We start from the raw sequence: 13,685 nt of genomic DNA on the forward strand, positions 1-13,685 counted from the left end.
AAGGATGAAAAATCCGGAAGCGTGTAGCAGGTCTTTTTACACAATTTTTGGAACGGACTGTGAAATTTCCTGAACATGCTGACATATTTCCTGAACACTGCATATCATCTTCTGAACCGCAGCTGAAATTTCCTGAACCACACCCCGCTGATGCTCAGTCAATCACCCTTCGACCAGTAAACCTTCACAGAGTCATTGAATTTCTTCAACAGCACACCAAACTGGGCACGTTCCTCTTCTGTCCAGCCATTCAGCAGCTCGTTGACTTTTTCTCTTCTGATCTGCTGGTATTCAGTCATTTCACGCTTTCCTTCTTCAGTAATCTCATATAAATATGAACGCTTATCCTGAGGAAGCGGCACTTTTTTGATATAGCCTTTTTGATCAAGTGAAGCTGCCTGCCTGCTGACGGTTGAAATATCGAGCTGTAATTCTTCGGCCAGACCCTTTACCCCGGCCGGTCCATGTGTAGATATTTGAAATAGAAGCAGGTAAGCTGCCCTGACCAGATTTTCTTCCCGTTTATTTCTTGATACAGAAGCAATCCTTCTGGATAAGACTGCCATCTCAAGTTCTATTTGTGATAAAGATTCTTCACTCATATTGATACCCCTTTTTATCTTTTTGGTTATGGTTTTGTTAAATTTGGGTGTTGATTTCCGCTGCAAGCACAGCTGTACTTAGACAACGATTAACATAAGCGTTAGCTATATTAAATTTCATCTATGTTTAATTCAGCCATCTTTTTAAAACAAGTTACTTGCCACTCAATAGTTGTATGATACAATCATATAGTTGTATAATGCAAATACTTAATTCGATTTACGAAATTTTGAATAGAAAGAAGGATGAATATGACTACACACGCAGAAAGCCAGCCGGCAGCTGGAGCTGGTATTAATAAGGTACCACTTCTGATTGTGCTGATTTCAGGTGCTTTTGCAGCAATCCTTAATCAGACATTGCTTGCGACAGCTATTCCTGTCATCATGCAGGATCTGCAGCTTAATGCTTCAACTGCACAGTGGCTCCAATCGATTTTTATGCTGGTAAACGGAATCATGATTCCAATCACAGCGTTTTTAATAGAAAGGTTTACAACAAGACGACTGTTTTTAACAGCGATGGGGTTATTCGCGTTTGGTACATTGGTTTGTGCCATTGCACCGAATTTCGGTCTGTTACTGACAGGGCGAGTTTTACAGGCATCAGGGGCAGGAATTATTATGCCGCTCATGCAGACAATTTTGTTTTTAATCTTTCCGATTGAAAAAAGAGGTCAGGCAATGGGAATGTTCGGATTAGTCATTGCCTTTGCACCGGCAATCGGGCCGACGCTATCAGGGTGGATGGTAGATCAGTTCCCATGGAGAAGCTTATTTTACATTATCCTTCCGGTTGTCCTGATTGATATTGTTGTTGCTTATTTCATATTAAAGAATGTAACGAAACAGACTTTCCCTAAAGTCGATCCTGCTTCAATTGCACTTTCAACCCTTGGATTTGGTGGACTGCTGTATGCATTCAGTACGGCTGGAAACAGCGGCTGGGGAAGTGCACAGGTACTAATTTCACTGATTGTCGGACTGATTGCTTTACCTGTCTTTATCACAAGGCAATCAAAGCTGAAGCAGCCGATGCTTGAATTTAAAGTGTTCCGTAATAAAGTATTTACCATTACAACGATTATCGGAATGGTTGTATTTATCGCCATGATCGGTGGAGCTGTCGTGCTGCCGCTTCTGATGCAGAATATGCTTGGGTTTACTGCATTTGAGTCAGGGCTTATGCTCCTTCCGGGTGCTGTACTGATGGGCTTGATGAATCCTGTGTCAGGAAAACTGTTTGATATGTTCGGCGCACGCTGGCTTGCGATTACAGGTATGACACTTTTAACGATCACAACGTTTATGTTTACGAACCTGACGACGGAAACGACATTTACTTATCTCGCAACTGTTAATGCTGTACGGATGTTCGGGCTCGCGCTTGTGATGATGCCTGTCACTACAGCCGGACTTAACCAGTTGCCGACAAGTCTGATTCCGCACGGGACTGCCATGAATAACACCATGAGACAGATTGCCGGCGCTGTTGGGACAGCACTTCTTGTTACGGTAATGTCAACTGCTGCTATTCCGTCTGAAGGAATGCAGGGAATGGTTCACGGCGTTAACGTATCGTTTATTGTAGCAGGGATCACAGCGTTAATTGGTCTGGTGCTGGCGTTCTTTGTCAAATCAAAAAAAGAAATAGACCGGGATATAGCTGAACAAAACCGCAGCTGATTATATTGACAGTACTCAATCATGGGTACTGTCTTTTTTAATCAGTTTTGGTGTTTTATCTGGGAATTAAGGGTAAATAAAAGCATCACGGACAAGATGGAGGCAATCAAATGGTATTAAAAAGTTCTGGATTATTAACAAAAGAAGATATGGAAAGACATGAAGACTTGCCGGAATGGCTTGTGAATGAATATAAAACATTTGAACAAACCGTACTTGACCCTACGTTTCCATGCTATTTCGGTATGAAGGGTCAGCGCAAGGGTGAATTACGTTATGCATACATATCGCAGGATGACTGGACAAACCTGCCACAGGCTGTGGGAGAGTTTCTAACACTATTTAATGAAGCAACAAAGATTAAGCACGGGCTGTTTATTTTTGTGGAGCCATTTGAAGAAGAGGGAAAGCTTGAAGCATACAGGGATCAATTCTGGGACATCATTCAGTACCTTCATGATAAGGACACTGTTGAGTGGCCGGAGGATCATCCGAGAGATCCTGAACATTTTTTATGGGATTTTCATTTTAAAGGTGAACCGATTTTTGTATTTGGTAATGCACCTGCTTACAAACAGAGAAAAACACGTGATCTTGGAAACAGTATGGTTCTCGGATTTCAGCCGCGGGCAATTTTCCAGGGCCTTGAAGGTACTGAAAAAGGCGGCATTATGTCGCGTGAAAAGGTACGTGAACGTGTAGAAGCATGGGATCAGCTGCCAAAGCACCCTGATATCAGCCATTACGGAGATCCTGATCATAATGAGTGGAAGCAGTCATTTATCGGGGACGATATCGAACCAATCACAGGCAAATGCCCATTTGTCCATAAAGAAATGAAAGTACATTCTTAAGGGAGTGAGCATCATGAAAAAATGGAGTAAAGAAAACGTTGTTGACACTTTACCAGTCAGAAAATCTGATGCTCACAAAGGTACATACGGAACAGCACTGATTGCTGCAGGAAGCAGGTTCATGCCGGGCGCTGCTGTCCTGTCGGCAATTGCATGTATGAGAAGTGGAGTTGGGAAGCTTGAGATGGGAACTGAAGAATCTGTCATTCCCTATGTGATTCAGCACTTGCCAGAAACAACATTCGTTCCGGGGTTTTATGAGCGCCTGAATGACCTTCCATTTAACCACTACACTGTACTCGCTGCAGGACCAGGAAGAGAGGAAAATGATGAGACTGAAAAAGTCGTACAGACTTTCCTCTCTACAGACCTGCCCGTTGTACTTGATGCAGGGGCACTCAGAGAAAGAACCTATCAAAAAAGGAAATCACCCGTTATCTTGACACCTCATCCGGGAGAATTTATTAGAATTTCATCATTTGATAAGGAGAAAGTTGAACAGGACAGACAGGCTGCTGCAGCAGAGTTCGCGGCTCAGACCGGCGTTACTGTTGTATTGAAAGGCAAGGAAACAATTACTGCCTTTCCGGATGGTGAAACCTATATGAATACGACCGGTAACAGCTCACTTTCTAAAGGGGGGACAGGGGATACACTGACCGGGATGATTACAGGTATGCTGTGCTGTCACGATGATTGGAAGCACGCTATATTAAATGCAGTCTACCTCCACGGCGCGTGCGCTGATCATTGGATAAAAACAAGATCTCCCCATACCATGCTTGCCAGTGAACTGTCAGAACTGCTTCCTGAAGTATGGAAAAAATATGAGCAGAAATAAGGAAATGAACAAATTGTGAAATGTTACACAAACTATTGCGCGCCTTGTTATTATGCTTTATTATAAAGGTATCAAATAAATGTGAAACATTTCACAATTGAACAAGAGAAACTGGCACTTATTTTTTTAGAATTAAATGTGAAAAGTTTCACAAAAAAAGGAGAGAAATAAGATGGGTGAAAAATGGTGGAACGGCAGAGTAGCAGCAGGAATTTGGACAGTGTTAAGAATCTGGCTCGGGGTACAGTGGCTTCAGGCAGGATGGGGTAAAGTGACAGGAGAATTTGATGCAACAGGATATCTGCAGGGGGCAATTGCAAAAGCAGGAGGAGAAGCACCGGTAGTAGCGGGCTGGTACGGTACATTCCTTGAAACAGTCGCACTGCCAAACGCAGAGATCTTTAATATTCTGATTCCTTGGGGAGAGTTATTCGTAGGACTTGGCTTAATCGCAGGACTTTTGACAATGCCAGCATTAGCAGCAGGTGCATTCATGAACCTGAACTTCCTGTTAGCTGGCACAATTAGCACGAACCCGGTATTACTCGCAGCGGCAGTGATCCTGATGTTTGCCGGACACGCTGCAATCAGATACGGTCTGGACAGATGGGCAGTGCCAATGGCAAAAGAAAAAGTAACAAAGCGTACGCTGAGAGAGGCTCACGCTTAATAAAGGAAAGAGGCTGGGACATTATAAAATTGTCTCAGCCTCTAATCGTTTCACTGCGCTTCAGGCGGAAGCTTTCCGGACGGCGGTCGCTGAGCCTCCTCGCCTTCGGCTGTGGGGTCTCAGCTGTCCCGTAATCGTCCCGGAGTCACCGCCTTACACTCCGTTCCACTAAGATTTATTTCAATAAAAAGTAATTCAAACTACAAATATCATCGTTTTGTCTCAGGCTCTTTTTTGGTGTGTGCGGATAGGAGTCGGTGTGCCGGATTAGGGCTGGACGACTTTTTCCATCAGTGTGGGGAACAATTCCATCAGGTTTTATCATATTTCCATCATTTCTGAAATGGATTCCATCAGAATTAGTGTTTATTCCATCAGCAAACTATAATTCCATTAATGACAGAGTTTATTCCATCACTTTTGTTGTAATTCCATCAGGTTCTATCATAATTCCATCACCCTAACGCGAGCTCCGCGTCTTATGCCTGTCGGAGCTGAACGAGCGCCTTCCGCTTTTCCTGAGATCCAGCTCCAGGCGCTAGCTCCTCGGGTCATAAGCCACGCATCGGTAAACGGGAAAGTTCACCCGTTTTCCGCTCCGCGTCTTATGCCTGTCGGAGCTGAACGAGCGCCTTCCGCTTTTCCTGAGATCCAGCTCCAGGCGCTAGCTCCTCGGGTCATAAGACACGCATCGGTAAACGGGAAAGTTCACCCGTTTTCCGCTCCGCGTCTTATGCCTGTCGGAGCTGAACGAGCGCCTTCCGCTTTTCATTATTGAGCTGTATATCCGCCATCGACTAGCAAGTTAATTCCTGTAACAAATTCGTTCTCACACAGGAAGACGATTGCGTGTGCGATTTCTTCCGGGACGCCGAGGCGGCCGACTGGGTGTTTTGCGACCAGTCCATCATAGTAATCGCCGAGGGCTTCTTTATTCACCATACCTGACTCTACATAGCCCGGGTTAACTGAATTGACGCGAATTTTTTTATCGGCATATTCAAGTGCGAGTGATTTTGTCAGTGTATTCACTGCTCCCTTACTTGCATTATAAGCAAATGCACCGGGCTGACCGACAAAGCCGAGGATTGAAGAAGTGTTCACAATTGAACCGCCACCAGTTTTCATCATTTCCCTGATCGCATATTTCGACCCGTAAAATACACCGTCCTGATTAACAGAGATTACTTTATGGTAATCTTCAGCAGTTAACTCATGTGTTTCTGCAAGCGCACCGATTCCTGCATTGTTCACCAGGACATCAACCTGACCGAAGTGTTTAACTGTATACTCGATCATACTTTTTACAGAATCTTCATTTCCTGTGTCCACATGAATAAAAGTTACTTTTTCAGAGCCGAGTCTTTCGGCTGCTGCACTGCCGCCTTCTTCATTGAAGTCTGCAAGTACAACATTCATTCTTTTTTTCAAAAATGCTTCTACTGTTGCAAGTCCAATTCCTGAGGCGCCACCTGTTACAATTGCGGTCTTACCGTTTAATTCAATCATATCTGATCCTCCTTAAAATTGACTTTCACTTTCATGTATTCGTTTTTTTTCGTGAAACTCCTTTTAATCTGGATGCAATCAGCGACTTTTCTATCTTTACAACGATAATGTTAATGAATAGTATGACATTAGATTAGAATGATATGTCAGGGGGACGGGTTCATGAGAAGTGAGCATCTTCTTCACAGGGCAATGATGAGTGGAATTAAAGAGATGGTTTTTATTGTGAAAGTAGAACCTGATGGAGAGTTCACTTATGCATTTATTAATGAAGAAGCTAAAATCAGATCCGGCCTGAGTGAAGAAGACTATGGGAAGCCGATCAGATTCATACAAGATAACGAAGTAACGAATACTCTATATAGACAGTATCATGAAGTGTTGAGCAGTGGAGAAGACGTGATCTATAAAGATTCCTACCGCTCACTGTCAGGAGAAACTTATTATTCAAAAACAAGACTGTCACCTTTATGTGATGAACTGGGGCAGTGTGAATATATTACAGCACTTGTGACTGATATTACAGAATCGACCTGGGCTGAAAGAAGCGCAATCGAATCAAAAAAACGTGCTGTAGAGAGCCGTGAACGTTTCAGGTCATTATTTGAACATAATCTGGATGCCATTATGTATCTGAACCTGGATGGGAAAATAGAATCTCTTAATCACGCAGCGGAAGATTTGTTTTCCGGAGAAAATATCATGGGATTTCATTATACAGAATGGATATCGTCTACTGATCATCTCCAGACAACTGATACGTTTCGCTCCGCAATGAACGGTAAAGCAGAATCACTGCGTTTATCTGTCAAGATATCAAAAGAAGAAAAAATAGAAGGGCTTTCAATTTTCGTGCCGGTTTTATTTAATCATAAAGTGACAGGTATCTACTGGATTTTAAAAGATATGACAGGAGAGATGAATGCGCTCAGAAGCTTTCAGGACAGTGAGAAGAAATTTCGAATCATTGCTGAGAATGCGCAGGATCTGATTACCCTTGTAGATCACCGGGGACTGATTATTTATACTTCTCCATCTTACAAGAGACTGCTTGGTTATGATGAGACAGACTTTGAAGGAAAGCCATTTTCATTTGGCGTTGAGGACAAGTATTTAAACGAGATGGATGCATCTTTTTTAACAGCAATCAGGGAAGACAGGCCTTTTAAGCTTCAGGTAAGACAGTTGAAAGGAAACGGCACTCCGATCTGGACTGAAGTACAGGGGACCCCTGTTTTTGATGAGGGGGATGTGTTCAGTTATATGGTCGTGATCTCAAGGGATATCACGCTGACAAAGCAATATGAATCCAAGCTGAAACACTTTGCTTATCACGACTCACTGACCGGACTGCCGAACAGACGGATGCTTGAAGAAGAAATGAAAAAAGAATTAGTAAAAGAAGATACAGTATTTTCAGTGCTGATCCTTGATATTGATCATTTCAAAACGATTAATGATACGATGGGGCACGATACGGGGGATGCAGTAATTGAGGAGTTTGCGAACCGTCTTTCAGCGAGTGTGAGACGGTCAGATCTGGAAGTCAGACACGGCGGGGACGAGTTTGTGATCCTGCTGTATGATGTGGGTGATAAAGGGGTACTTTCACAGATTGCAAAAAAGATTCTCCTGTCAGTCAGAAAGCCGTGGACCTTACAGGGAGAACTTTTTGAGGTGACAACCAGTATTGGTATGACGGTTGTAAATGAGAAAAATTATTCGTCGGAAGAAATTTTGAAAGCTGCAGACGATGCGCTGTACAAAGCAAAAGAACAAGGCAAGAACACCTATTCAATCACTCTGCTTAACTGATGTTCAATTTGCCTTCTTTTGCTAAAATAAGTATAGTGAAAAGGCAGAGAGTAATGAAGGAAAGAGAGTGAAAGTGATGGGACGTAAGTGGAATAACATTAAAGAAAAAAAAGCAGCAAAAGATGCGAATACGAGTCAGGTATATAATAAGTTTGCCAGAGAGATCTATGTAACGGCAAAGCAGGGAGAGCCTGATCCCGAAGCAAATACTGCGCTTCGCATGGTGTTAGACCGTGCAAAGACGTATAATGTGCCAAAAGCCATTATTGAAAGAGCGATCGAAAAAGCAAAAGGCGGGGGCGAAGAGAATTATGACAGCCTGCGCTATGAAGGGTTTGGCCCGGCAGGATCAATGATTATTGTTGATGCGCTGACAAACAACGTTAACCGTACAGCCTCTGAAGTACGTGCTGCATTTGGTAAGAACGGCGGCAACATGGGAGTGAGCGGTTCAGTGTCATACATGTTCGATTCTACAGCGGTATTTGGTGTTGAGGATAAATCGGCTGATGATATTCTTGAACTGCTGATGGAGCACGACATTGATGTGCGTGATGTACTTGAAGAGGATCATACTGTTATTATCTACGCAGAGCCGGATCAGTATAATGCTGTTCAGCAGGCATTGAAGGAAAATGGAATCACTGAATTTACAGTCGCTGAACTGACAATGCTCGCACAAAATGACGTAGCTGTATCTGAAGAAGACCAGGAGCAGTTAGAAAAATTACTTGGTGCGCTTGAAGAACTTGAAGATGTTCAGCAGGTATATCATAACGTAGAATTTATTGAATAGAACAGTCAAAAGGGTGCCTGATGAGGGCACCCTTTTTGCGTCCGGAAATTAGTTGTCTTTTTCAACTTCATACGTGATCTGGTACTTAAACGACCCTGTATAAGCCTGGCCGAATGAGTTGACCGTGATGCGTACGACTTCATCGTGGACAAATGTCAGCGATGAGCCTGCCTGAACAGCAATTGTTTCCTGGTTGTTCTGGCGGAAGATCGTGACGTTAAGGCCATTATTACTGAAGTTTTCAATCGTTGCAGCCATTGTGACCGGAAGAGAGTTTAGTTCTGTGTCGAAGATAATGTTGTTTGGTGTGTTTTGATTACCGGCAATTGGAGAGCAATTTTCAAAGAGCATCAGTACCCGCTTGTCAGGACGCGGACGCTTAGGACAGTCACAGTCGCATTTCCCGATGGAACCAAGGGGCAGTTTGTAGTGGTTTTTGCAAGTCATATTTTTTCACCTCCTGATAATAGAATATGAAATTAATAGAGTTTGGACAGGGCATTCTGTAAAAAAGGCTATACACCAATGTTATTCATCCTGATATCTCGGAAAACGAACTATTTATCTATACGGTAGCAGGGTATTTCAATACATATGCACTATATAAGATAAAAGACATGTGTCATATATCACAAAAAACTTATTGGAAAAATAAGAAAATCAACTCTATGAAAATATACTGAAATGACTGAATATTGTATATGTTCATTATTTTTAATAATTGGAAGGAGTGAATGAGAAAAGGTTCACAAAAAAGAGATTGGAAGGGGAAAAAGGATGAAAAAGAGATCGGCTAAATCACTCATTTCAACACTGGTACTTCTTTTGCTGCTGTCAGCATTCGGCATGGGGGCCGGAGCGAATACAGCACCAAAAGATGCAGACTCACTGGCACAGCTGAAAGGTGATTTCAACTTTCAGTCAGGAAAAGAAACTACCGTTATCATTGAATTAGAAGAGCCTTCAATTGCTGAAGCGAAATCACGCGGTGTGTCCCAGTCTAAAGGGAACCTGAAAAACAAGCGTGGAGAAGTTAAATCATCTGTTATGAGTAAGATCGAAGGAGCAGAAGTTCATAAAGAATATGACACTGTGTTCTCAGGTTTTTCTTTAGAGCTTGCTGAAAAAGATGTACCTGAACTTCTTGCAGTAGAAGGAATTAAAGCAGTATACCCAAACGTTACATATACCGCTTCAGTAGTGGATGAAGCAATTCCTGTATCCCAGGATAACCTGAAAGCTGAAATGTTCGACAGCGCTCCTTTTATCGGATCTGATGAGGCATGGGCTGAAGGATTCACGGGTGAAGGGGTAACTGTTGCAGTCATTGATACAGGCGTAGATTATACACACCCTGACCTTGCGCATGCATTCGGGGAGTACAAAGGATATGACTTTGTCGATAACGATGAAGATCCGCAGGAAACACCTGCAGGCGATCCGCGTGGTGAATCAACACTTCACGGTTCTCACGTAGCAGGTACAGTTGCAGCTAACGGTGCAATCAAAGGTGTAGCACCGGATGCAACACTGCTTGCATACCGTGTTCTTGGACCTGGCGGCAGCGGTTCAACTGAAAATGTAGTAGCAGGAATCGAAAGAGCAGTACAAGACGGGGCAGATGTATTGAACCTGTCACTTGGAAATTCACTAAACGCTCCGGACTGGGCAACATCTATTGCACTTGACTGGGCAATGGAAGAAGGAGTAGTAGCAGTTACTTCAAATGGTAACAGTGGCCCGGTGAACTGGACAGTCGGCTCGCCTGGAACGTCACGTGAAGCAATCTCAGTTGGTGCAACGCAGCTTCCATACAACGTATTTTCTGCAGCAGTTGAGACGGCTGACGCTGAGTATCCATCTGCTAAAGTAATGGGCTTCCCATCAGATGAAGCGATCCTTGGTCTGAATGATCAGGAATTTGAATTTGAATACGTTGGACTTGGTGGTCCGGCTGATTTTGAAGGAAAAGATCTTGAAGGAAAGATTGCACTGATTCAGCGTGGGGACTACCCATTCGTTGAAAAGTCAGACAATGCAAAAGCTGCAGGCGCAGCTGGAGCAATTATCTTTAACAATGTAGAAGGAGAGCAGCCTGATATTCCGGGTATCTCACTGCCTACAATCAAAATGAGCAATGCAGATGGTCAAAAGCTGCTTGCTGAACTTGAAGCAGGTAACAATACAGTATCATTCAACGTTGAGTTTGACCGTGAAGTAGGAGAGTCAATGGCTGATTTCTCTTCACGCGGACCTGTTGTTGATACATGGATGATCAAGCCAGATGTATCAGCACCTGGTGTAAACATTGTCAGCACAATTCCTACTCATAATCCTGCTGAACCGCATGGCTATGCAGCTCTTCAGGGAACAAGTATGGCAGCACCACACGTAGCAGGTGCAGCAGCACTAGTGCTTGAGGCGAATCCGGAGTGGTCAGTAGATGATGTCAAAGCAGCACTAATGAACACAGCCGCTGCAATTATTGATCCTACAACTGGTGAAGAATACGCTCACAACACGCAGGGTGCAGGAAGCATCCGGGTACTTGATGCGATTGAAACAGAAATCCTTGTCGGAAGCGGAAGCCATTCATTCGGTAAATTCGTTAAGGCAAACGGCAAACAGGTTGAACGCAATCACTTTGAAGTGAAAAACCTGTCTGATAAAAAAGTAGATTATTCATTTGATGTTGACTTTGGAGAAAACAATAAAGCAATCAAAGTAAGCACAAGCGGTAACACAAAAGTAAATGCTAACAGCTCTAAAAAGATTAATATGAATGTACAGGTTGATGCATCAAAACTTGAGCCTGGCTATTATGAAGGCAGCATTACAGTTTCTAATGGTGAGCAGACAGTAGACGTACCAACAATTCTGTTTGTCGGCGAACCGGACTACCCGCGCGTGACAAGCATGGGTGTCTATCAGGACGGAGATGCGTTCACAATTGAAGGGTATTTCCCTGGTGGTGCAGAAGAGGTTGACCTGTTTGTTTATCTTTCAGATGAAAATGGTACACCGGTTGGCTACCTAGGCGATATTGCACTCGTTGAAGATGTAGAATTCGGATTCCAGACATTTGCCTGGGATGGAACAATTGATGGACAGAAACTTCCGGCAGGTTACTATTATAACGTCTATGCCTACGCAACACTAAAAGGCCAGACTGACCTTGCAGGCGTTAACTTCCTGATGGAATAATTGTAATTGCACATCAAAAAAGCGCGTCAGAGAAATTTTTCTCTGACGCGCTTTTTAATAATCGGTTTAACTAAAGGTAAATATTGTATTGGCACAGCTGGTGATTGTAGCGGAAATCATCAGCCAAACGTAAGAAAGTCTTAATAGTTTGCCCATGCTTTATCATACATCTCAAGCAGGATTGGATCGATCAACGTATTCGGTTTAAGCTCAAACTCATTACCACGGCTGTCCGTTATATCACGATCAATATCCTTACCAAACGTTCTCAGACTCTGTAATGTTTCTTCATTTAAAAACTTTGTATCCACATTAAAGGTCATCTCATCCAATGCGCCGGACTCTTCTCGCTCAGCAAAGATAAAGCCCCAGTCGCCAAAGCTTGGTACATCTACATGAAGGTTTTCCACATGCATACCAGTCTCGCGGACAGTATGATCAATTGTCCAGTAGACTTCTGTAGCAAAAGTCGGACTCGTTGCCTGTACCATCATGGCGCCGCCCGGTTCAAGTGAATTCCGCAACAGCTGATAGAATTGGAGTGTGTAGAGCTTATTCAATGACTCATTGTTGGGATCAGGAAGGTCAACAATGATCACGTCATAAAATGTATCTGACTGTTCCATAAATGAAAATGCATCCTGATGGTGAACAGTTACCCGCGGATCTTCAAAAGAATCCTGATTCAACTGAAGGAGATCATAATTTGTCTCCGCAAGTTCAACAACTGCAGGATCCAGATCAACTAAATCGACTTTTTTGACTTCATCGTATTTCCAAAGTTCCCGTAATACGAGACCGTCACCTCCCCCAAGCACCAATACCCGCTCAGGTGATTCAGCTGCTTCAACTGCAGGGTGGACCAGCGTTTCGTGATAACGGTACTCATCAGTTGAACTCATCTGAAGCTGTCCGTCAAGAAACAGTCTGACGTCTCCTCGCTCTTTGGTGAGAATAATCTGCTGGTAATCTGTCTGCTCTTCATAAATAATCGGATCCCGGTAAAGCTTCTGTTCAAAGGAAAAAGCCATTTCCTCTCCCCAGAACACACCTGAAAACAGAATAAGAAAGAAGGTCATTCCTGACACGAGGTGAAGCCTGAACCTTTTAATTTCTTTTCTGAAATAGTACAGCACCCAGAGTGCGACTGCTACATTAATTAATCCGACAATAAAAGCTGACTTCACAAGCCCAAATTCAGGACGGAGAAAAAATACAAACAGCAGTCCGCCGATCAGTCCGCCGGCATAGTCGGAAAAAAGAACGCGCGCGGTACTTTTTCTGAGCGTGACACCAATATCATTTGCTTTTCTGATCAATATCGGGAGCTCTAGTCCTGTCAGACCGCCTACGATCAGAGTGATGCCGTATAGAAAAATAGCATCTGTTCCATCAGGCAGAAAGGCTGTCACACCAAAGAATAAAAAGGTGGACAATCCCCCGATGATACCAATTGCATATTCAATCCAGATGAAAGAAGGGATCAGGTTTTTTGTTACGCGCTCACTGATTGAAGCACCAATTCCCATTCCAGTTAAAAAAAGCGAGATGGTGAGCGTATATTGCTTCACACCATCTCCCAGAATATAAGAGCCCGCAGCTCCGAATAATACTTCAAATATAATGCCGCAAATTGAAACGATTCCTGAAGCCCAGTAGATTGTTTTACTCTGTCTCATGCCAAGTTCATTAACTGTCTTCATGGTGA

The 13,685-nt window shown here is 43.3% G+C and carries 11 protein-coding genes; 7 read left to right on the top strand and 4 right to left on the bottom strand.

Annotated features, from left to right (window positions below; all coding sequences use genetic code 11):
* Window positions 1-158: 158 nt before the first annotated feature.
* A complete protein-coding gene (locus tag KP77_RS06625; RefSeq protein WP_041121952.1) occupies window positions 159-602 on the bottom strand; it encodes a MarR family winged helix-turn-helix transcriptional regulator in 444 nt (147 codons plus the stop codon).
* 252 nt (window positions 603-854) lie between these two features.
* Between KP77_RS06625 and KP77_RS06630 the strand changes: the two genes are divergently transcribed.
* The 4 genes from KP77_RS06630 to KP77_RS06645 all read left to right on the top strand — a co-directional run bounded on the left by KP77_RS06630 (window position 855) and on the right by KP77_RS06645 (window position 4,653).
* Window positions 855-2,288 (top strand): MDR family MFS transporter, encoded by a 1,434-nt coding sequence (locus tag KP77_RS06630; RefSeq protein WP_052474009.1) that lies wholly within the window; start codon window positions 855-857, stop codon window positions 2,286-2,288.
* A gap of 110 nt (window positions 2,289-2,398) precedes the next feature.
* A complete protein-coding gene (locus KP77_RS06635) occupies window positions 2,399-3,142 on the top strand; it encodes a YqcI/YcgG family protein (RefSeq protein WP_041121954.1) in 744 nt (247 codons plus the stop codon).
* 4 nt (window positions 3,143-3,146) lie between these two features.
* Window positions 3,147-3,983, top strand: coding sequence for an NAD(P)H-hydrate dehydratase (locus KP77_RS06640; protein WP_041121955.1), 837 nt, complete (start codon window positions 3,147-3,149; stop codon window positions 3,981-3,983).
* A gap of 172 nt (window positions 3,984-4,155) precedes the next feature.
* On the top strand, window positions 4,156-4,653 hold the full coding sequence (locus KP77_RS06645) for a DoxX family protein (protein ID WP_041121956.1): 498 nt from the start codon (window positions 4,156-4,158) through the stop codon (window positions 4,651-4,653).
* A 771-nt stretch (window positions 4,654-5,424) separates the two neighbouring features.
* Here KP77_RS06645 and KP77_RS06655 read toward each other — a convergent pair.
* Entirely contained in the window at window positions 5,425-6,162 is a 738-nt protein-coding gene (locus tag KP77_RS06655) for an SDR family NAD(P)-dependent oxidoreductase (RefSeq protein ID WP_200889054.1), read from the bottom strand.
* A 162-nt stretch (window positions 6,163-6,324) separates the two neighbouring features.
* Between KP77_RS06655 and KP77_RS06660 the strand changes: the two genes are divergently transcribed.
* Both KP77_RS06660 and KP77_RS06665 read left to right on the top strand, forming a co-directional pair.
* Entirely contained in the window at window positions 6,325-7,977 is a 1,653-nt protein-coding gene (locus KP77_RS06660) for a sensor domain-containing protein (protein ID WP_041121958.1), read from the top strand.
* Window positions 7,978-8,053: 76 nt separating this feature from the next.
* Window positions 8,054-8,773: a YebC/PmpR family DNA-binding transcriptional regulator gene (locus tag KP77_RS06665; protein WP_041121959.1), complete on the top strand. Its 720-nt coding sequence runs from the start codon at window positions 8,054-8,056 to the stop codon at window positions 8,771-8,773.
* 48 nt (window positions 8,774-8,821) lie between these two features.
* On the opposite strand, the gene KP77_RS06670 is transcribed toward KP77_RS06665, so the two are convergent.
* A complete protein-coding gene (locus KP77_RS06670; protein ID WP_041121960.1) occupies window positions 8,822-9,220 on the bottom strand; it encodes an S-Ena type endospore appendage in 399 nt (132 codons plus the stop codon).
* Window positions 9,221-9,550: 330 nt separating this feature from the next.
* On the opposite strand from KP77_RS06670, the gene KP77_RS06675 reads away from it, so the two are divergent.
* A complete protein-coding gene (locus KP77_RS06675; protein ID WP_041121961.1) occupies window positions 9,551-11,977 on the top strand; it encodes a S8 family serine peptidase in 2,427 nt (808 codons plus the stop codon).
* Window positions 11,978-12,117: 140 nt separating this feature from the next.
* On the opposite strand, the gene KP77_RS06680 is transcribed toward KP77_RS06675, so the two are convergent.
* Window positions 12,118-13,680 carry a polyamine aminopropyltransferase gene (locus KP77_RS06680; RefSeq protein ID WP_041121962.1) on the bottom strand — a complete coding sequence of 521 codons (1,563 nt, stop codon included), beginning with the start codon at window positions 13,678-13,680 and terminating at the stop codon, window positions 12,118-12,120.
* Between the last annotated feature and the right edge of the window lie 5 nt (window positions 13,681-13,685).

Origin of the sequence: Jeotgalibacillus alimentarius, from assembly GCF_000829445.1 — a bacterium.
GTDB classification, from domain to species: domain Bacteria; phylum Bacillota; class Bacilli; order Bacillales; family Jeotgalibacillaceae; genus Jeotgalibacillus; species Jeotgalibacillus alimentarius.

What these genes read in the sequence shown, in the direction of transcription:
- KP77_RS06625 (WP_041121952.1), bottom strand. Translation starts at nt 602, where the DNA reads ATGAGTGAAGAATCTTTATCACAAATAGAACTTGAGATGGCAGTCTTA.
- KP77_RS06630 (WP_052474009.1), top strand. Translation starts at nt 855, where the DNA reads ATGACTACACACGCAGAAAGCCAGCCGGCAGCTGGAGCTGGTATTAAT.
- KP77_RS06635 (WP_041121954.1), top strand. Translation starts at nt 2,399, where the DNA reads ATGGTATTAAAAAGTTCTGGATTATTAACAAAAGAAGATATGGAAAGA.
- KP77_RS06645 (WP_041121956.1), top strand. Translation starts at nt 4,156, where the DNA reads ATGGGTGAAAAATGGTGGAACGGCAGAGTAGCAGCAGGAATTTGGACA.
- KP77_RS06655 (WP_200889054.1), bottom strand. Translation starts at nt 6,162, where the DNA reads ATGATTGAATTAAACGGTAAGACCGCAATTGTAACAGGTGGCGCCTCA.
- KP77_RS06660 (WP_041121958.1), top strand. Translation starts at nt 6,325, where the DNA reads ATGAGAAGTGAGCATCTTCTTCACAGGGCAATGATGAGTGGAATTAAA.
- KP77_RS06665 (WP_041121959.1), top strand. Translation starts at nt 8,054, where the DNA reads ATGGGACGTAAGTGGAATAACATTAAAGAAAAAAAAGCAGCAAAAGAT.
- KP77_RS06670 (WP_041121960.1), bottom strand. Translation starts at nt 9,220, where the DNA reads ATGACTTGCAAAAACCACTACAAACTGCCCCTTGGTTCCATCGGGAAA.
- KP77_RS06675 (WP_041121961.1), top strand. Translation starts at nt 9,551, where the DNA reads ATGAAAAAGAGATCGGCTAAATCACTCATTTCAACACTGGTACTTCTT.
- KP77_RS06680 (WP_041121962.1), bottom strand. Translation starts at nt 13,680, where the DNA reads ATGAAGACAGTTAATGAACTTGGCATGAGACAGAGTAAAACAATCTAC.